Here is a 19,926-nt window from a genome sequence, read left to right as displayed (position 1 = left end):
ACGATGACCCGGACCCCTGGCCGCAACACCGGCGCCGATGCCGCAGAGCCGCTGCTCTCCGTCCAGGATCTGAAGGTCGGCTTTTCCACCCGCCGCGGCCGGGTGGAGGCGATCCGCGGCATCTCTTTCGACATCGCCCCCGGCCAGGCGCTGGGCGTGGTGGGCGAAAGCGGCTCGGGCAAGTCGGTCACCGCCTATGCGATCACCGGCCTGCTCGACCGGGCGGGCCGGATCGATGGCGGCCGCATCCTCTATCGCGGCCGGGATCTGGTCGGCGCCTCGCGGTCGACCATGAAGCGGCTGCGCGGCGGTGCGATCTCGATGATCTTCCAGAATCCGCGCGCCGCCCTGAACCCGATCCGCAGGGTCGGCGACCAGCTGGCCGATGTGCTGATGGCCCATGAGGGGCTGACCGGCAGGCGCGCCCGGGCCAAGGCGGTCGAACTGCTCGACCAGGTCCGGATCAACGATCCGGCGAAGCGGCTGGAAGCCTATCCGCACGAACTGTCGGGCGGCATGTGCCAGCGGGTGATGATTGCGCTCGCGCTCGCCTGCCACCCGGATCTGCTGATCGCCGACGAGCCGACCACCGGGCTGGACGTCACCACCCAGAAGACGGTGATGGATCTGGTGGCGACGCTGACCCGCGAGCGCGGCATGTCGATGATGCTGATCACCCATGATCTGGGCCTCGCCGCCGCCTATTGCGACCGGATCGCGGTGATGGAACGCGGCCTGCTGGTCGAGGCGGCGCCGTCGGCTGCGCTGTTCTCCCGGCCGCAGCATGCCTATACCCGCCGTCTGGTCGCCGCGACGCCGCGGCGGGAGTCGACGCTCGACGATCTGGTCGCCGCCGCTCCTGAAGCCGCCGCCCTCGCCGCCCGGCCCCAGGTGACGGCGCATCGGGCGGCGGCGACCGCCAGTCCGGCGACGCCGCTTCTGGAACTGCGCGGCCTGATCAAGCGTTTCGGCGACGTGAATGCCGTCGACGACGTCGCCTTCCGTCTCCAAGCCGGTCAGGCGCTGGGTCTGGTGGGGGAGAGCGGATCGGGCAAGACCACCATCTCGCGCATGGTCTGCCGGCTGGTCGATGCCACCGCGGGTGAAATCCTGTTCGATGGCGAGGACATCTCTCAGGTCCCGGCCGCGGTCTTCCACAGGCACCGGCTGCGGCGCGACATCCAGATCGTGTTTCAGGACCCGACCGAGAGCCTGAACCCGCGCTTCACCGCCTTCGACAGCATCGTGGACCCGCTGCGCCGGCTGGGGGGGCCTCAGGGCACCCGCGGGCTGAGGGCACGGGCGGAGGAACTGGCCGATCGGGTCGGCCTGCCGCGCGAGCTGCTCGACCGCTTCCCCCACCAGCTGTCGGGCGGCCAGAAGGCCCGCGTCGGCATCGCCCGCGCGATCGCGGTAGAGCCGCGCCTGCTGATCCTGGACGAGCCGACCGCCGCACTCGACGTGTCGGTTCAGGCGGTGGTATTGGGTTTGCTGGATCGCCTTCGACGCGAAACCGGCTTGACCTATCTCTTCGTCAGCCACGACCTGAATGTGGTGCGGATGTTGTGTGAGACGGTGGTCGTGCTCCGGCGCGGCCAGGTGGTGGAAGCGGGGGAAAGTGCCGCGGTCTTCGACCGCCCGGCCCATCCCTACACCGCCGAGCTGATCGCGGCGATCCCGCATTTCGAACCCGACGCGGCCTGACACCGGTGGCAACCGGCGATCGGGCCATCGGCCGGAAGACTTGAGGACCAGGGGCCAAGGAGACGCACGTGACGCAAAATCTGCTGGATCTGGCGGGCATCGACCGGCCCATGAAGACGACCCTGCGCGACCAGATCTACACGCGGCTGCGCGAGGCGATCATGGCCGGGCGGTTCCTGCCGGGCCAGCATCTGGGCATCATCGCGCTTGCCGAGGCGCTGAATGTCAGCGCGATGCCGGTGCGCGAGGCGCTGCGCCAGCTGGTTGCGGAAGGTGCGCTGGAAATGCTGCCCAACCGCATGGTCAAGGTGCCGGTCATGACCCATGAACGCTTCCGGCAGATCCTGGGCATCCGCCTGCTGCTGGAAGGCCATGCGACCGAACTGGCCACGCCCCATTTCACCGATGCCCAGTGCGACCGCCTGCAGGAGCTGTCCGACGGCATGGCGGAGGCGCTGACCCGCAACGACGCCGAGACCTATTTCGCGCTCAACCAGGATTTCCACTTCACCATCTACAAGGCCTCGAACTCGGACGTGCTGATGCAGCACATCCGTATGCTGTGGCTGAAGATGGGACCGTTCATCCGGCTGAGCTACAACCAGAGCGGCGTGAAGGCCACCGAGGTCAATCATGGCGAGGCGATCGCGGCGCTCCGCGCCCACGACCCCGTCGCGGCGGCCAACGCCATCCGCATGGACCTGATGGAGGCCGCCGAGGTCATCCAGGAGGTCAATCCCACAGCCTTCACCGATGTCGAGCCGACCGCCGAGGTACACGTCCTCGACGAGGAGTAGTTTGTTTGCCCCTCGCCGGGCGGGTGCTGAGGCACCGTCCGGCTCCCGGTCGCCCCTGACGGGGTGCCGGCTCCCCCTCCGGCCGGTGCCGCTTGACAGGCGTCGGCATGCGCGTAAAGTTTGATCAAAGATCGAAGATACGAGGTGGCCTGATGTCCGGACGCCCCCATCGCTGGGTCAACCAGCATGCCCCCACCCAGATCCTGCCCAAGGCGCTGAAAGGCGAGGGCGTGTATCTCTACGATGCCGCCGGCCGTCGCTATATCGACGGTTCGGGCGGCCCGGCGCTGTTCTGCCTGGGCCATTCGCATCCCGAGGTTCTGGCAGCGATGCGCGGCCAGCTGGAAGCGCTGGAATTCGGCTACACCACCACCTTCACCACCGATGCGATCGACGCGCTGTCGGAGCTGCTGGTGGAACAGGCGGGCGGCAATCTCACCCGCGTGTCCTATGTCTCGGGCGGGTCGGAAGCCAACGAGACCGCGATGAAGCTGGCGTTGCAGGTTCAGCGCGCCCGCGGCTTCGCCAACCGCACCCGTTTCGTCGCCCGCAACCAGTCCTGGCACGGCTATACCATCGGCACGCTGTCGCTGTCAGGCCATCCCGCCCGCCGCGCACCTTACGAAAAGGCGCTGCTCGACGTGATCCACGTCTCGGCCGCCAATGACTACCGGCCGATCGCCACCACGGGCACCGGCCCGGAGGCGCTGGCCGAGGCGCTGGCCGTCGAATTCGAACAGGCGCTGCTCGCCGCGGGGCCCGAGACCGTCGCCGCCTTCTTCTTCGAGCCGGTGGTCGGGGCCGCCGGCGGCGCCGTGCCGGCCCCTGCCGGCTATGCACGGCGGATGCGCGAGGTCTGCGACCGCTATGGCGTGCTGATGGTTTCGGACGAGGTGATGTGCGGCGTCGGACGCTGCGAGGCCTGGCGGGCGCTGGCGGTGGACGGGGTCGAGCCCGACATCATGACCATCGCCAAGGGCCTGGGCGGCGGCTACATGCCGATCGGCGCCGCGATCTATTCCGAACAGGTCTATCAGGACATCATCGCCGCCGACGGCCGTGTCGCCAGCGTCCATACCTATTCCGGCCACACGCTTGCCTGCGCCGCCTCGCTTGCCGTGCAGACCGTGATCCGCCGCGACAATCTGGCCGAGAAATGCCGGGTCGACGGCCTGGCGCTTCACGACATGCTGACGGCGAGCTTCGGCCAGAACCCCTTCGTCGGCGACATCCGCGGCCGCGGCTTCTTCCGCGCCATCGAACTGGTCGCCGATCGCGAGAGCAAGACCCCCTTCGCCCCCGAACTGGGCCTCGCCGCCCGGGTGGCCGAGACCGCCTTCGAGAACGGCCTGATCTGCTATCCCTCGCCCGGCACCGCCGACGGCATCCGCGGCGATCACGTGCTGCTGGCACCGCCCTTCACCGCCAGCCGCGAGGAACTGGCCGAGATCGTGGACAAGCTGGCCCGCACCCTCGACACCGTCCTCGCCCAGGCCCGCGCCGCATGACTTCGGGAACGATCATGACCAACTCCGCAAACCCGCGCCGCTGGCGGGTCGGCATCGATATCGGCGGCACCTTCACCGATGTCGTCGCCATCGATACCGTCACCGGCGAGCGTCGCCTGGCCAAGGTCCCGACCGTCCCCTCCGCCCCGTTGAGCGGCCTGGTCGCGGCGCTGGACGCCGTGGGCCTCGGCTGGCCCGACGTCTCGGAACTCGTCCATGGCACCACCATGGTCACCAACGCGCTGGTCGAGGGCAAGACCGCGCCGGTGGCGCTGGTCACCACCCGCGGCTTCGAAGACGTGCTGGCGATCGCCCGGCAGAGCCGGCAGACCCTCTACGACCTCGCCACCCCGCCGCGGCTCGCCCCCGACGTGCCCCAGGACTGCTGCTTCGGCTTCGACGAGCGCGTCGACGCCCAGGGTCAGGTGCTGGTCGCGCCCTCGGATGCCGAGATCGAGCGCCTGGTCGGCAAGGTCCGGGCAAGCGGCGCCGGCGCCGTGGCCGTGGCCCTGCTCCACGCCTATGCCGAGCCGGCCCACGAGGCGAAGCTGGGTGCGAAGCTGCGCGAGGCCATGCCCCATGTCTCGCTGTCGCACGAGGTCAGCCCCGAGGCGCGCGAATACGAACGCACGCTGACCACGGTGCTGAATGCGGGCGTCATGCCGCTGGCCTCCACCTATGTCGAACGGCTGGCGGGCCATGTGCCGGCGGGCACCCATGTCCATCTCTTCCACTCTGCGGGCGGCATGACCTCTCTTGCCGCCGCGCGGGCACGGCCGCTCTCGCTCGCGATGTCGGGTCCCGCAGCGGGGGCGGCCGCGGCCGCCGGTGCCGCAGCCGAGGCCGGTATCGGCCATGCCCTCGCCTTCGACATGGGCGGCACCACCACCGACGTGTCGCTGATCGTCGACGGCGTGGTCGAGATCGCAAGCAACCGCCGGCTCGCCGGCCGGCCGGTGCGCCAGCCGATGGTCGCGATCGAATCGATCGGTGCCGGCGGCGGCTCGATCGTGCGCGCCGCCCATGGCGGGCTGACCATCGGCCCCGACAGCGCCGGTGCCGATCCGGGACCTGCGGTCTATGCCCGCGGCGGCACCCGGCCGACGATCACCGACGCCAATGCCATCCTGGGCTATCTCGATCCTGAGCGGATCCTGGGCGGCTCCATCAGGCTCGACCTCGACGCGGCGGCGAAGGTGCTGGCGCCGATCGGCGAGGCGCTGGGCCGCGACACCCACGGCACCGCCCTCGGCGTGGTGCAGGTCGCCAATGCGGTCATGGCCCGGGCGCTGCGCCGGGTGACGGTGGAACGCGGCGTCGACATCCGCGGCTGCACGCTGATCGCCTTCGGCGGCGCCGGCCCGATGCATGCCTGCGGTCTCGCCCGCGAGGTCGGCATCGACCACATCCTGGTGCCGGGCGTCTCCGGCGGCTTCTCGGCCTATGGCTGCATTTCGGCCGAGCCCTCCTTTACGCTCCAGCGCACCGTGCGCCTGAAGCGCAGCGACTGGTCGGAAGACCGCTTCGACGCCGCGCTCGCCGAGCTGCGCGCCCAGGCGGCCGAGCCGCTGATCGAGGCCGGCTTCGACGCCGGGCTGATCACCGCGGCCGAAACCGCCCTGCTGCGCTATGTCGGCCAGTCCGACGCGGTCGAGGTGCCGGTCGCCGGCATGCGGGCGGCGGACGACATCACCCGCGCCTTCCATGCGGCCCATATCCGGCTCTACGGCTATGCCACCGACGAGCCCTGGGAGGTGGAATCGATCCGCGTGCGCGCCTCGGTGCCGGCGACCGACATCGCCGCCGCCCCGGTGGCCGCCGCAGAGGCCGGTGCGGCGCTGCCGGTCAATTCCCGCAACACCTGCTGGTTCGACGGCACCGGCCCGGTCGACACGCCGCGCATCGACCGTGACCGCCTGCCCGTCGACCTGAAGGTCGAAGGCCCGGCGATCATCGAGGACGCGGTCTCGACCGTGGTGGTCGAGCCGGGCGCCACCGCCTGGACCGACCGGTTCGGCCATCTGCACATCCGCCTCGCGACCGGGAGCTGAGCCCATGAGCACCGATCTCCCCACCACCGTCGATCCCTTCGTCGTCGAGATCATCCGCAACGCCCTCACCTCGGCTGCCGAGGAGATGTCGCTGGTGGTGATGCGCTCGGCCCGGTCGCCGCTGCTGCGCGAGGCGGGCGACCTGTCCTCGGCGCTGACCGATCATGACGGCGGGCTGATCGCCCAGGGCCATGACGTGCCGGTGCATCTGGGCGTGATGGCCTTCACCATCCGCGCCTTCCTTGAAAAGGTGCCGGCGGAACGTCTGGCCCCCGGCGATGTCTGGATCCTCAACCTGCCCGATGTCGGCGGCAACCATCTGCCCGACGTCAAGGTGATCCGCCCGGTCTTCGCCGGCGATCGTCTGCTCGCCTTCTCGGTCCAGCTCGCCCATTGGGCGGATATCGGCGGGGCGGCGCCCGGCAGCTATTACGCCGCCGCCACCGATGCCTGGATGGAAGGCATGCGGATCCCGCCGACCCGGATCTTCGCCGGCGACCAGCCCGACCACGAAAAGATCGGCCTGATTCTGGCCAATGTCCGCGGCGCTGCCGAGCGCGAGGGCGACCTGCTGGCCCAGGTGGCGGCAACCCGCGTCGCCGAGCGCCGGATCCTGGAGATCGTCGAACGCCACGGCGCCGACACCGTCGCCGCGGCGATGGCCGCCCTTCAGGACATCTCGGAAGCGCAGATGCGCGCGGCGATCCAGGCCCTGCCCGACGGCGTCTATGAGGGTGTCGACTATCTGGACGACGGCGGCCCGGGCGACCGGCCGGTTGCGATCCGGGTGCGGGTCGAGATTTCGGGTGATCGGGCGCGCTTCGACTGGTCGGGCACCGATGATGCGATCGCAGGCCCGCTCAACACCACGCCCTCGATCGCGGGTGCCGCGGTCTTCTACGTGGTGAAATCGCTGGCGGGGGCGGCCATCCAGCCCAATGGCGGCTGCTACCGGCCGCTTGAGATCATCACCCGTCCGGGATCGGTGCTCGATCCCGGCCCCGACAAGCCGGTGGTCGGCGGCAATCACGAGACCTCGCAGCGCGCGGTGGACGCCCTGTTCATGGCCTTCGAGCCGGTGCTGGGCGAGCGGATGACCGCCGGCGGCAACACCTCGGCCGGGCTGCTGATCTTCAGCGGCCCCGGCCCCCATGGCCGCTGGGCAACCTTCTACGAACCCCATGGCGGCGGCGAGGGTGCGCGCATCGACCGCGACGGCATGAGCGTGGTCCGCGTGCACCTGACCAATGTCATGAACACGCCGGTGGAGGTGATCGAGGCGGAATACCTGCTCCGCCTGGAACGCCAGACCCTTCGTCGCGGCTCGGGCGGCGGTGGTGCGCACAAGGGCGGCGAAGGCCAGATCCGCATCTACGAGGTGCTGACCGACGGCATGTCGCTGACCACCATGTTCGAACGCCGGATCGTGCCGCCCTATGGGCTGAAGGGCGGCCAGCCCGGCGCCCCGGCGCGCGCGACCCTGCTGCGCCCCGACGGCAGCCGCACCGACCTGCCCGGCAAGGCCAATATCGCGCTGAAGCGCGGCGACAAGGTCATCTTCGAGACCCCCGGTGGTGGCGGCTACGGCACCGCCTCCGGGATCGCGGCGGCGGAATGAGGACGGCTCCTCCCCGGTAGCTCCCGATCCGATCTCCACCGCCCTGCATCCGCGGGAGGCAGCGTCTCCTCCCCTCCCGTCTCCCGCGGATGCGCATCTTTCGCCTGAGGCGAACCGCGGCCTGTCACGAGATGGAAGATCAGGCCGGCCGCACTGATCCCCGCCCCAACGGACAGACCGCCGACCAGCCGGCTTCGCGCCTTGGGGAAGGCTGCAAAGATCAGCCTCTGGCTGGTGACGGGCACCGCCCGCCGGCGCAGCTGCGGCGCCTGCAGGAACAGGACCGGGATCGACCGGATCCGCGCCCGCCGCCGAAGGGGCTTGCCTCTCCCGCCCCATCGCATAATCATAGGTTGATAACGGGCACCGGCGAAGGGGGAAGCGCCCATGTCCACGATACCGCTTCCGGTCGCCACCACGCGGCGGCGGCGCCTCAGGCCGATCATCGCGGCGACGGTGGGCTGTCTGCTGGAATGGTATGATTTCGCGGTCTACGGCTATTTCGCCGTGGTGATCGCGAAACTGTTCTTCCCGACCGGCTCGGACTGGACCTCGCTGCTGCTGGCGGTCGCAACCTTCGGGGTGGGCTTCGCCATGCGGCCGGTGGGTGCGCTGGTGCTGGGCACGCTGGCCGACCGGCACGGCCGCAAGGCGGCGCTCAGCCTGACGATCACCACCATGGTCTTCGGCACCGCGCTCATCGCCTTCGCCCCCACCCATGCCGAAATCGGCCTCTGGGCGCCGGTGCTGATCGTGATCGGCCGCCTGATCCAGGGGTTTTCGGCGGGGGGCGAAATGGGGGTCGCCACCGCCTGGCTGGTGGAATATGCCGGCCCCGGCCGCCGCATGCTCCAGGCGAGCTTTCAGCAGATGACCCAGTTGACCGCGCTGCTCGCCGGCTCGCTGACCGGCGCGCTGGTCACCGGCCTGCTCTCCCCCGCCGAGGTCGAGGCCTGGGGCTGGCGGGTGCCGTTCATGGTCGGCCTGATCATCGGGCCGATCGGCTGGTACATCCGCCGTCATACGGAAGAGCCGCCGGAATTCGCCGCCCGCCGGGCCGCCCGCGACCCCCATGCGCCACGGATCTCTCCGGCCAGCGTCATCCGCGCCCATCCCCGCGCGGCGCTGGCCGGGTTCTGCATCACCATCCTCTGGACGATCTGTACCTATTTCTTCCTGGTCTACATGCCGACCTATGCCATCCGCGAACTGGGCATCGCCGCCGACGGGGCGCTGATCTCCAATGCCGTGGCGCTGGCGGTTGCCGTCCTCTTCGTGCCGGGCTTCGCCATCCTGGCCGACCGCCGGGGCCCGCGGCCGGTGATGACCGCGGCGGCGCTGGTGCTGCTCGCCGCCAGCTGGCCGGCACTCGCCACCCTCACCAGTTTCCCGCAGCTGCCGACATTGATCCTGGTCCAGGCGGCGCTGGCCATCCCGATCGCCGCGTTCACCGGCCCGGCCGGCGGCGCCATGGCCGGCCTGTTCCCCCCTGAGACCCGCGCCACGGGCATGTCCATCGCCTACAACTTCGCCGTCACCCTGTTCGGCGGCTTCGCCCCCTTCATCGCCACCTGGGCGATCGGCGTCACCGGCGACCCGCATGCCCCGGCCTGGTATCTCTGCTTCGGCGCCGCCGCCGCCGTGATCGGAGTGCGGTTGATGGGCGGGCGGCGGGGGTGAAGAATTGCCCGCTCTTACCCGCCCACCCCTGGTTCAAGGAGGTCCCCGGATGAAATGCCCGGTTTGTGGTGCAGCGGAGCTTGTGCCCGACACGCACGATCGGACGTTCACCTGCAACGGCACCACGACGGTCATACGGCAGGTACGTGCAGATTACTGCCCGGCCTGCGGCGAATCCCTGACCGCCTCAGAGGAAACCGACCGGGTGATGCACGAGATGCGGCAGGTCATGGCCCGGTCTGCCTGAGCCGCCCCCGCTCCGCCTCCTGCAGGCCGCGCCAGTCGACCTTGTTGGTGGCGGTGCGCGGCAGGTCGTCGGCGAAGCTGATGAAGCGGGGCACCTTGTAGGCGGCAAGCTCGCCGCGAGCCCAGGTGATGATGTCCTCTGCCGTCACCCGGCCCCTGGCCTCGGGCTTCAGCACGATCACCGCCTTCACCGCCTCGCCGCGGCGGTCGTCCGGCACCGAGATGATGCAGGCGTCGCGTATGGCGGGATGGCGGAACAATGTCGTCTCGATCTCCGCCGGCCAGGCCTTGAAACCGCCGACATTGATCATCCGCTTCAGCCGGTCCACGGCATAGAAATAGCCGGCGGCATCGCGCCGGCCCAGATCGCCGGTGCGCAGGAAGCGCTTGCCGTCGCGCTCGAAAAAGGCTTCGGCATCGGCATCGGGGCGCCGCCAGTAGCCCTTCAGGATCTGCGGCCCGGCCACCACGATTTCGCCCGTCTCCCCCACCGGCAGTTCGGCCAGGGTGTCGGGGTCGACGATGCGGGCGTCGGTGTCGTGGATCGGAATGCCCAGGCATTGCGGCCGGGGGGCATGCATGGGGTTCATATGGGTGGGCGACATGGTCTCGGTCATGCCATAGCCCTCGATGAAGGTCAGGCCGTAGCGCTGCTTCAGCTCGGCGGCCACCGCCTCGGGCATCGCAGCGCCGCCGCCGGTCAGCACCCGCACCCGATCCAGGCAGGCGGGATCGAAACTCTCCGATCCCAGCACGTCGACCACCATCGCCGGTGCCGCGTTCCAGAAGCTCACCCGCCGGTCGGCCAGCAGCACCGGCACCAGATCGCGGTCCCAGCGGGTCATCAGCACGATTTCGCATCCCGCAACCAGGGCCGCGTTCATCGAGGCCTGCATGCCAGCGACATGGAACAGGGTCAGGAAGGCGGTGACGACGTCCTCCGCGGTCATCCGATAAAGCCGCTGCTGCGCCTCCGCCGTGAACAACACCGCGAGATGGGTGTGCATGCAGGCCTTGGGCCGCCCGGTCGAGCCCGAGGTATAGGGCATCAGGCAGAGATCGTCCGGCCCGCCCGCGGCCGGCGGCAGCGGTGCCGTCTCCTGCGCCATCACCTGCCGCCAGTCGTGCCAGCCCTCGGGCAGCACCGCCCGGCCGGCGGTCATGACCACCGGTTTCGGAAAGCGCGGATCCCGGCCCGCCATGTCGTCGTAATGCGCGGCGATCACCGTCCTCAACGGGCCATCCGCGCCCGACAGCGCCGCGAAACTCTCCACCAGCTCATCGCCCACGATCGCGACCCGGGCGCCGCTGTCGGCGAGAATATGGCCGAGCTCCGCCCCGCGATACATGGGGTTCACCGGCACGCCGACCGCATCGGCCCTGAGCACGGCATGATAGGCGATCACATATTGGGGCGAGTTCTGCAGCGCGATCAGCACCCGATCGCCCCGCCCGACCCCGAAGCGGCTGACCAGCACGGCCGCCAGCCGCTCCACCCGGGAAACGAGCCCGGCATAATCCAGCACGGCACCGTAATAGAACAGCGCGGTCCGGTCCGGCAGCCGCGCCGCCGTTGCCGCCAGCGCATCGACCATGGTCCGGTTGGCGAGGGTGAGCGAGCGCGGCTCGTCCGCCGGCCAGGGGTCGGTGACGGGAGCAGGATCGGTGGCAGGAATGCTGTCGGTGGACATCGCTCGCTCGGCCCGCATTGTTTGATCAAAGATCATCAAGTATCTTCACGTCCAGGCCTTGCGGTCAATGCGCGGATGTGCGGTCGTGGGGTGATTTCCATGGGCAAGGGAGAGACAGGATGACCCAGGCTGCTGAGAAGATCCTGCTGGTGACCGGTGGCGGGCGCGGCATCGGGGCGGCGACCTGCCGGTTGGCGGCGGCGGCCGGCTATCGGGTGGCGGTCAATTATGCCCGCGACGAGGCGGCAGCGGCGGCGCTGGTCGCCGAACTCACGGCTGCCGGGGCCGATGCGGCGGCCTTTCGGGGCGACATGGCCGAGCCGGGTGCCGCTGACGCGCTGGTGGCAGCCGTGGTCGAACGCTTCGGCGGCCTCACCCATCTGGTCAACAATGCCGGCATCACCGGCACCGGCGCGCGCCTGGCCGATGCCGATCCGGCCATGATCACCCGGGTGATCGATCTGAACGTCACCGGCGCGATCATGGTCGCCCGGGCGGCAGCGCAGGCCATGGCCACCAGCCGCGGCGGCCGGGGCGGCGTGATGGTCAATGTCTCTTCCGCAGCCGCAACCCTTGGCAGCCCGGGAGAATTCGTCTGGTATGCCGCCTCCAAGGGCGCGATCGACAGCCTGACCATCGGGTTGTCGCGCGAACTGGCGGCCGACGGCATCCGGGTGAACGCCGTCTCGCCCGGGCTGATCGATACCGGCATCCATGCCGATGCCGGCATGCCCGACCGGGTCGAGCGCCTGGCCCCCAACATCCCCCTCGCCCGCGCCGGCAGCCCGGAAGAGGTTGCCGAGACCATTCTGTTCCTGCTATCCGACGCCTCCTCTTACGTGTCGGGCACCATCCTCAGGGTGGCCGGCGGACGCTGACCGCTTCCGGGAGACGGGATCATGACCGGTGAGAACGACCATGGCTGGCAGGCATCTGCCGGGGCCTGGGTGCGCGAGCAGGGTGAGCACGGCGATTACGGCCGCGCCCATGTGCTCGACCCGGTTCTGATCCCCTGGCTTCGCGGCCGGGGCTTCCGCACCGCACTCGATGTGGGTTGCGGCGAAGGCCGCTTCTGCCGGATCCTCGCCCGCGAAGGCATCCGGGCGACCGGTATCGACCCCACGCCGGACCTGCTCTCAGTCGCCCGCGCGCGCGACCCCGAGGGCGATTACCGCCCTGGCCGCGCCGAGGCTCTGGATTTTCCCGAGGCCAGCTTCGACCTGGTGGTCAGCTATCTGACCCTGATCGACATCCCCGACATCGACGCCGCCATCCCCGAAATGGCGCGGGTGCTGAAGCCGGGCGGCTGCCTGCTGGTCGCCAATCTGACCGGCTTCACCAGCGCCTCGGCCGATCGCGGCTGGCAGTATGATGCCGACGGCCGGCCCGACCATTTCGCGCTCGACCGCTATCTGGAAACCCGGCCGATGCAGGTCGGCTGGCGCGGCATCCGGATCGTGAACTGGCACCGGCCGCTGTCGACTTATATGCAGCTGTTCCTGAAAGCCGGCCTCCGCCTCACCTGGTTCGACGAACCTTCCCCCACCGGCGGCCCCGCGGATCAGGCGGCGCGATATGCCCGCGTGCCCTATTTCGTGGTCATGGCCTGGCAGAAGCCGGCCTGATCCGACCGCATCACCTCCGCCGGCCGGTTGTGCCGACCCGACGCATCAGCCGGCGGAGCGTGGACGCATCCGCATAGCCGACCCGGACGGCGATCTCTTCCATCGACAGCCTGGTCGTCTCGCGCAGTTCCGTCGCCCGCTCCAGCCGGAGGCGCCGGATGAAGCCCACCGGCGACAGGCCGGTGGCGCGGGCCATGCGCCGGGCGAAGGTTCGCGGCGACAGCCCCGCGGCGGCCGCCATGTCGCCCGCGGTGAAGGGCTGATCCAGCCGCGCCCGCGCCCAGGCCTCGGCGCGGGCGATGCGGTCATCGGCCGCGGCCATGAAACCCGGCGCCATATAGCGTGCCTGGGATGACCGCTGGTCCAGCAGCAGCAGCCGCGCGCAATCCTGCGCCAGGCCCGGTCCGCCATGGCGCGCCACCATCTGAAGCATCAGATCCATCTGCGCCATCGCCGCACCGGCGGTGGTGACCGGCCCGTCGCGCACCACCAGCGCATCCGCATCGAGCCGGACCCCCGGATGCATCCGGGCGAAGAGCGGCGCCAGCCACCAGCTGGTCGTCGCCCGCCGCCCGTCGAGCAGGCCCGCCGCCGCCAGCAGGAAGACCGAGGAGCAGGCCGCCGCCACCTCGGCCCCGCGGCCGACCGCCGCCGCCAGCCGCGCACCCGCCGCCAGCACATCCGGACGGGCCAGCCCCGCCGTCAGCGCTTCCGGCGTCGCGAAGCCCAGCCCCGGCACCACCAGCAGATCGGCAGCGGGTGCCGCGTCACCGGCCAGCGGCAGGTTCAGAAATCCCCCGGCCGCCGCGGCGCCGGCGCCGGAGAGGCGCAGGGTGAAAAGCCGCGTCCGCCCCGCCTGTCTGCGCAGCCGGTTGGCGGTTTCGACCAGATCGGCGGTGATGGCGAGCCCCGAGGCCATCATGCCGTCGAGGGCGATCAGCTCGATGATCATTCTGGCGAAAAATCCCCGAAACATGTCAATCCGGCCACTGGTAGCCAGCATGACCGCCCGGCATGCTTCCGGCAAGACCAACCGGCGAAAAGGATGGCATCCCATGTACAGCCCCCATCGGGACGACGATCTGGCGGATTTCGAGCCGCGCGACATCACAATCGACGATGTCACCCGCCGGGTCTGGGTGGGCGGCCAGGGAGCAGGAGCCGGGGGGCCCGCCGTGATCGTCATGACCGAAATGCCGGGCATCAGCCCCGAGGTCGCCCGCTTCGCCCGCTGGGTGCGCGATGCCGGCTTCACCGTCTGGATGCCCTCGCTCTTCGGCCGCGACGGCGCGGTGCCGGGGGCGGATGAGGGCGCGGAGATCTTCCGACGCACCTGTATTTCCGCCACCTTCCGGGCCGTGGCGACCGGCGGCGCGGATGCCGTCACCGCCTGGCTGCGTGGTCTCGCCCGGATCGCGCACCAGGCCTGCGGCGGGCCGGGCGTGGGGGCGATCGGCATGTGCTTTACCGGCAATTACGCGCTGTCGATGATGCTGGAGCCGGCCGTGCTCGCCCCCGTGCTCTGCCAGCCCTCTCTGCCGCTGGATGCGCCCGCAGCAATCGAGAGCCCGCCCGGGGAACTGGCCGCGGTCCGCGCCCGGCTGGAGCGCGAGGATCTGACGGTGCTGGCCTATCGCTTCGCCGGCGATGCCGTCTGCCGGGCCGAGCGCTTCGCCGCCTATGAACGCGCGCTGGGCGACCGCTTCCTGCCGCGCACCCTGCCCGACACGGCTGCCCGGCGCGAGGGGCTTTCCCCCTTCTTCGCCCGCCATGTCCCCACCCCCCACAGCGTGGTCACCGCCCATCTGATCGACGAAGCCGGCCAGCCGACCCTGGCCGCGCGGGACGAGATTCTGCGCTTTTTCGCGGATCGGCTGACCTGAATCGCGATCCCGGACGTTCTCGATCGTGATCAAGGACGCCGCGCGGCAGCAGATCGGGCATGACGGCCGGGTGTTTCCCATCACCTGAAGGCTCTCTGCATGCCCCGTCTGCGCTCCCGCCTCCTGCTCGCCCTCGCCTGGTTCCTGCTGGGCATCACCGGCGCGTCGGCCACGCCCGGTTTCCGGGCCGCCACGATCGAGACCCCCGACCGGCCACAGCCTCTCACGCTCGCGATCTGGTACCCGGCGGCCGATGACGGCACGCCCCGGCTGGTGGGCGACAACCCGGTCTTCCAGGGCGTCGCGGTCCGCGAGGCCGCCACCCCCCTCTCCGGCCGCCACCCGCTGGTCGTGCTCTCCCACGGCTTCGGCGGCAACCGCTTTAACCAGGCCTGGCTTGCCGTACAACTTGCAGACGCGGGCTATGTGGTTGCCGCGACCGATCATCCGGGCACCTCCACCTTCGACCGCGATCCCGATCAGGCGGCCGCACTCTGGAAGCGCCCGGCCGATCTCAGCCGGGTGATCGATCATCTCACCGGGGATGCGGATCTCTCTGCCATGGTCGATCCGGGCCGCATCGCCGTCATCGGCCATTCGCTGGGCGGCTGGACCGCCATCGAAATCGCCGGCGGCCGGTTCGATGCCAACGGCTTCATCCGAAACTGCGCCGAAACCGCCAGCATCGCCTGCACCATCCTGGCGCGGATCGGCCGGCTGCAGGATCCCGACTGGCGGTCGCGCATGACGGCGGATCTGGCGGATCCGCGTGTGAGTGCGGTCATCACCCTGGATCCGGGCGGCATCGGCGGCTTCACGCAAGCCAGCCTCAAGGGCATCACGATTCCGGTGCTGGTGATCGCCGCCGGTGTCGACCGGATCCATCTGCCGGCTGAAACCGAGGCCCGGCGCCTCGCCGCCCTGCTGCCGGCAGCACAGACCCGCGTCCATGAAATCGCCGATGCCGCCCATTTCAGCTTCATCGGCCTCTGCAAACCTCAGGGGGCGGCGATCCTGGAGCGGGAGCAGCCGGGTGACGGCGTGCTCTGCCGGGATGGCGAGGGCCGCGACCGGGCCGCGATCCATGCCGAGACAGCGTCACGGGTTCTGGATGCGCTGGCCCGGGTCTGGCGATAGGGACGTAAGCGTCAGGCGTCCGGATGCCGCGGCAGAGTGATCCGGACCCGAAGCCCGCTTGTGGCCTCCCCCGCCGCACGCCGGTCGGTCAGCTCCAGCCGCCCGCCATGCAGCTCGGCATAATGGCGGGCGAGCGGCAGGCCCAACCCCACCCCGGCGCGTTCGGGCCGCACCGACCCCGACGGCATCGAGAACGGTTCGGTCACGGTCTGCAAGCGCTCCGCCGACACACCCGGCCCGTCGTCGGTGATGTCGATCGACACACGATCATCGGCGCTGCCGTCGATGCGGATCTGAACACGGCCGCCGCTATGGCCGTAGCGGATGGCATTGTCGATCAGGAAGCCGATCATGCGCCGGGTCAGGCGGGCATCGACATCGGCGGTGGTGTTGCCGCGGGCCCCGATATCCAGCGTCGCGCCATAACGGCGCAGCACGGCGGTGCAGGACGTCGCCGCCTCGCGCACCAGCCCATCGAGCGCGGCCGCCCGCCGTTCCGGCGACAGCTGGCCGCTTTCGATATTGGCAAGGTCCAGCAGCCCGTCGATGATCTGCAGCAGATGCCGACCGGCCACGGCGATATGGCCGGCATAATCGCGATAGGTACCAACCCCCACGGGACCCAGCATCTGGCCTTCGATCACATCGGCAAAGCCGATGACCGCGTTCAGCGGCGTGCGCAGCTCGTGGCTCATATGGGCCAGGAACAGCGATTTGGCGGCGCTGGCGGCGATCGCCCGGTTCTGAGCCGCCATGATCTCGAACTGGGCGCGCTTCATGTCGGTGATCTCCACCGACATCACCACCGCACCGTTCGGCAGCCCGGACCCGTCGGTGACGCCCACCGCGGTCATCCGGAACCAGCGGGTCTGGTCGCGCACCTTCAGCCGGTATTCATGGGTGATTTCGGGCAGCCGGCCGGTCACCACCGACAGGATTGCCGCCACGGCATCGGCCTGGATCGGCGGCGCCATGCGGGCCGGGCCGGCCGGCTCGGCGCCGCCATAGCCGCCGGCCGCGCCGCGGAAGTCGCGGCCGACCTGAACATCCGGCGCAGTCTCGCCCATCTCTTCGGCGAACCGGCTCCAGGCGCGGTTCACCGCCATCACATTGCCCGCCACATCCAGAAGCCAGACCTGGGCCGGAATGGTATCGATGATCGCGGTCTGCATGCGCAGCAGCCGGTCGGTCTCGCTCTGACGGCTGCGCAGCACATGATTGGCCAGTTCCCGGCCGGTGATGTCGATGGCAGCCGTCAGGATCGCCGGCCGCCCCTCCCAGTCCAGCCGATGGGTGGCGATCTCCACATAGAAGGTCCCGCCATCGGCCGCCCTGTGCCGCCAGGGGCCGCTGACCTCGTGGCCGCTGGCCCGGGTGGTGAGCCGGGTCATCAGGGCCGGCACATCCTCGGCCGGGCGCAGATCCAGCAGGGTCATGCCCAGCAGCGTGTCGCGGTCGTACCCGTATTTCCGCACCATCGCCTCGTTGACCGACAGCAGACGGAAATCCTGCTCGTCATAGATCCACATCGGCAGCGGATTGGCATCGTAGAGCGCCTGGATCATCTTCTGCTGGCTGGCGATCACCTCGGCCTGGCCGGGGGGCGCCCCGGGGTCGCGCACCACGCCCAGCCAGCCGCCCTCGAACAGCCGCGTCGGCGGCAGGGCGGAGAGGGTCATGTTCAGAACCCTGGGCGCGCCGTCTCCGGGATGCAGCATCTCCAGGGCCTGCGCCTCCCCCAGGGCCGCGGCCCGTGCCGCCGCCTCGCGCAGCGGTCTGGTCATGCCGGGCCGGTCGAGCAGCGGCGGCAGCACCGCCGGTTCAACCGCGGGCGCGAAATGGCGGCTGGCATGGACCAGCCGGCCCGGCGGGCCGTCGACCGGGCGCGCCTCGACGATCACCACCCCGTCCCGGCCGGCATCGATTCCGGCCGCCAGTGCCGTGGCACGTTCCTCCGCAGCAATGCCGTGCAACAGGATCTTCAGCTGCGCAGCCATATCCCGGACCAGCTCAGGGTCCAGGCCCTCGCCGGCGCTGCCCGGCATCACAAGGGTCGCGAGCACCTGGCGCGGCTGCACCAACAGGCGGATCACCTGCTCGCAGCGCGGCCCATCGGCTGTCCCATCGACATCCGGCGCCTTCCAGTCGACCAGGATACGGATGGCCGCCATTGTCCGGCCGGGCTGCCAGAGCGTGGCCCTCACCGCCCCGGTCGCGTCCCCGAGAGCGGCGGTCCATGCCAGCAGAGCCGCCGCCGGCCCTTCGGCATCGGCAGCTGCACGCAACAATCTCCGGTTCAGCGCGACCGGATCGATCGCCATCCCAGACTCCCGCTTCGCGGCCGCCGGCCGCGCTTCGCTCTCGTGCTCTCGGTTCAACGATACACCGGCCGGTCACCCGCGTCATGCAGGACCATCGGACGAAAAGGCCCCGGCAGGGGGATGCATCCCAGCCGGGGCCGAAAATGGTCCGGATCCGTTACAGCGGCGCGATCACTCCGCCGCGTCGTGTCACTCTGCCGCGTCGGGCAGTTTGCGATCCACCGGCACCGGGGTCTTCGCGGTTGCGATCTTGCCCAGTGCGTCGAACATCGGCGCGAAGTTCGGCCGCTTGACATAGCGACCACGGCCGGTCTTCACGTCCAGCGCGCCGTTGCGGTACACCACCTCGCCGGCCGAGACGGTCACCGCCGCCAGACCCTCGACGGTCATGCCCTCGAAGATGTTGAAGTCGATGCGCTGATGATGGGTTCTGGCCGAAATAGTCTTGGTGGCCTTGGGATCCCAGACCACCAGATCGGCATCGGCGCCGGGCGTGATCGCGCCCTTGCGCGGATAGATGTTGAAGATCTTGGCGGCATTGGCCGAGGTTGCGGCAACGAACTCGTTGGGGGTCATCCGGCCGGCATTGACGCCGTGATGCCAGAGCACCGCCATGCGGTCCTCGACACCGGCGGTGCCGTTCGGGATCTTCGTGAAGTCGCCCAGGCCCATCCGCTTCTGATCGGCGCAGAAGCAGCAATGATCCGTGGCGGTGGTCTGCAGATTGCCGGATTGCAGGCCGCGCCACAGCGCCTCCTGATGCTCCTTCGACCGGAAGGGCGGGCTCATCACATAGGCCGCCGCCGTATCCCAGTCGGGGTGGCGATAGACGCTGTCGTCGACCACCAGATGGCCGGCCAGCACCTCGCCGAACACCCGCTGGCCTTCCAGCCGGGCGCGGGTGATGGCTTCCAGCGCCTCCTTGCAGCTGACATGCACCACATAGATCGGCACGCCCAGCACCTGGGCGATGCGGATCGCGCGGTTGGCGGCCTCGCCTTCCACCTCGGGCGGCCGCGACAGCGGGTGACCCTCGGGGCCGGTGATGCCCATCTCCTTGATCTTCTGCTGCAGCGTCCAGACCAGTTCGCCGTTCTCGGCATGGACGGTCGGCATGGCGCCCAGTTCCAGCGAGCGCTGGAAGCTGCGGACCAGCACCTCGTCGGGCGCCATGATCGCGCCCTTATAGGCCATGAAGTGCTTGAAGCTGTTGACGCCTTCCTCGCGGACCAGCGTGCCCATATCGGCATGGACGCTGTCGTCCCACCAGGTGACGGCGACGTGGAAGCCGTAGTCGGCCACCGCCTTCTCCGCCCAGCCGCGCCAGGTGCGATAGGCCTCCATCAGCGGCTGCTGCGGATCGGGGATCACGAAATCGATGATCGAGGTGGTCCCCCCGGCCAGCCCCGCCGCGGTGCCGGTCTCGAAATCCTCGCTCGCGACCGTGCCCATGAAGGGCAGCTGCATATGGGTGTGCGGGTCGATGCCGCCCGGCATCACCAGCGCACCGCCGGCATCGACCACCTCGGCGCCCGCGGGCACGTCCAGGTTTTCGCCCACCGCGACGATGCGGCCATCGGCACAGTAGACGTCGGCCCGCGTCGTCGCGTCGGCGGTGACGACCGTGCCTCCTTTGATCAGCAACGACATGTATCTGCTCCTTGG

15 protein-coding genes are annotated in these 19,926 nt (G+C 69.9%); 11 read left to right on the top strand and 4 right to left on the bottom strand.

Going from position 1 to position 19,926, the window contains the following annotated elements; translation table 11 throughout:
• Window positions 1-3: 3 nt before the first annotated feature.
• The 7 genes from P7L68_RS10685 to P7L68_RS10655 all read left to right on the top strand — a co-directional run bounded on the left by P7L68_RS10685 (window position 4) and on the right by P7L68_RS10655 (window position 9,605).
• The gene (locus P7L68_RS10685; protein ID WP_372005048.1) at window positions 4-1,704 is read left to right on the top strand and encodes a dipeptide ABC transporter ATP-binding protein; all 1,701 of its coding nucleotides are present in this window, start codon (window positions 4-6) and stop codon (window positions 1,702-1,704) included.
• A 68-nt stretch (window positions 1,705-1,772) separates the two neighbouring features.
• Window positions 1,773-2,501, top strand: a complete 729-nt coding sequence (locus P7L68_RS10680; RefSeq protein WP_372005047.1) for a GntR family transcriptional regulator — start codon at window positions 1,773-1,775, stop codon at window positions 2,499-2,501.
• Window positions 2,502-2,653: 152 nt separating this feature from the next.
• On the top strand, window positions 2,654-4,009 hold the full coding sequence (locus tag P7L68_RS10675) for an aspartate aminotransferase family protein (protein WP_372005044.1): 1,356 nt from the start codon (window positions 2,654-2,656) through the stop codon (window positions 4,007-4,009).
• A 14-nt stretch (window positions 4,010-4,023) separates the two neighbouring features.
• Complete coding sequence (locus P7L68_RS10670; protein ID WP_372005043.1) at window positions 4,024-6,060, top strand: hydantoinase/oxoprolinase family protein; 2,037 nt, start codon at window positions 4,024-4,026, stop codon at window positions 6,058-6,060.
• Between the two features lie 4 nt (window positions 6,061-6,064).
• A complete protein-coding gene (locus P7L68_RS10665; RefSeq protein WP_372005041.1) occupies window positions 6,065-7,678 on the top strand; it encodes a hydantoinase B/oxoprolinase family protein in 1,614 nt (537 codons plus the stop codon).
• A gap of 387 nt (window positions 7,679-8,065) precedes the next feature.
• Window positions 8,066-9,358 carry an MFS transporter gene (locus tag P7L68_RS10660; protein ID WP_372005039.1) on the top strand — a complete coding sequence of 431 codons (1,293 nt, stop codon included), beginning with the start codon at window positions 8,066-8,068 and terminating at the stop codon, window positions 9,356-9,358.
• Window positions 9,359-9,407: 49 nt separating this feature from the next.
• Window positions 9,408-9,605 (top strand): type II toxin-antitoxin system MqsA family antitoxin, encoded by a 198-nt coding sequence (locus tag P7L68_RS10655; protein ID WP_372005036.1) that lies wholly within the window; start codon window positions 9,408-9,410, stop codon window positions 9,603-9,605.
• On the opposite strand, the gene P7L68_RS10650 is transcribed toward P7L68_RS10655, so the two are convergent.
• On the bottom strand, window positions 9,586-11,295 hold the full coding sequence (locus tag P7L68_RS10650; RefSeq protein WP_372005034.1) for a long-chain-fatty-acid--CoA ligase: 1,710 nt from the start codon (window positions 11,293-11,295) through the stop codon (window positions 9,586-9,588). The genes P7L68_RS10655 and P7L68_RS10650 overlap by 20 nt on opposite strands.
• A gap of 119 nt (window positions 11,296-11,414) precedes the next feature.
• Here P7L68_RS10650 and P7L68_RS10645 point away from each other — a divergent pair, with 119 nt between their 5' ends.
• On the top strand, window positions 11,415-12,173 hold the full coding sequence (locus P7L68_RS10645; RefSeq protein WP_372005032.1) for an SDR family oxidoreductase: 759 nt from the start codon (window positions 11,415-11,417) through the stop codon (window positions 12,171-12,173).
• Between the two features lie 21 nt (window positions 12,174-12,194).
• Window positions 12,195-12,920, top strand: a complete 726-nt coding sequence (locus tag P7L68_RS10640; RefSeq protein WP_372005030.1) for a class I SAM-dependent methyltransferase — start codon at window positions 12,195-12,197, stop codon at window positions 12,918-12,920.
• A gap of 10 nt (window positions 12,921-12,930) precedes the next feature.
• On the opposite strand, the gene P7L68_RS10635 is transcribed toward P7L68_RS10640, so the two are convergent.
• Complete coding sequence (locus P7L68_RS10635; protein ID WP_372005028.1) at window positions 12,931-13,872, bottom strand: GlxA family transcriptional regulator; 942 nt, start codon at window positions 13,870-13,872, stop codon at window positions 12,931-12,933.
• Between the two features lie 103 nt (window positions 13,873-13,975).
• On the opposite strand from P7L68_RS10635, the gene P7L68_RS10630 reads away from it, so the two are divergent.
• On the top strand, window positions 13,976-14,803 hold the full coding sequence (locus P7L68_RS10630) for a dienelactone hydrolase family protein (RefSeq protein ID WP_372005026.1): 828 nt from the start codon (window positions 13,976-13,978) through the stop codon (window positions 14,801-14,803).
• 99 nt (window positions 14,804-14,902) lie between these two features.
• Window positions 14,903-15,940, top strand: a complete 1,038-nt coding sequence (locus P7L68_RS10625; RefSeq protein WP_372005024.1) for an alpha/beta hydrolase family protein — start codon at window positions 14,903-14,905, stop codon at window positions 15,938-15,940.
• Window positions 15,941-15,951: 11 nt separating this feature from the next.
• On the opposite strand, the gene P7L68_RS10620 is transcribed toward P7L68_RS10625, so the two are convergent.
• Entirely contained in the window at window positions 15,952-18,261 is a 2,310-nt protein-coding gene (locus P7L68_RS10620) for an ATP-binding protein (RefSeq protein ID WP_372005021.1), read from the bottom strand.
• 189 nt (window positions 18,262-18,450) lie between these two features.
• Entirely contained in the window at window positions 18,451-19,911 is a 1,461-nt protein-coding gene (gene hydA, locus P7L68_RS10615; RefSeq protein ID WP_372005018.1) for a dihydropyrimidinase, read from the bottom strand.
• Window positions 19,912-19,926 lie beyond the last annotated feature (15 nt).

Origin of the sequence: Tistrella mobilis (assembly GCF_041468085.1) — a bacterium.
In the GTDB taxonomy this organism is placed as follows: Bacteria; Pseudomonadota; Alphaproteobacteria; order Tistrellales; family Tistrellaceae; genus Tistrella; species Tistrella mobilis_A.
Note: the sequence above shows the minus strand (reverse complement) of the source record. Positions and strands in the feature narration are given on the sequence as shown.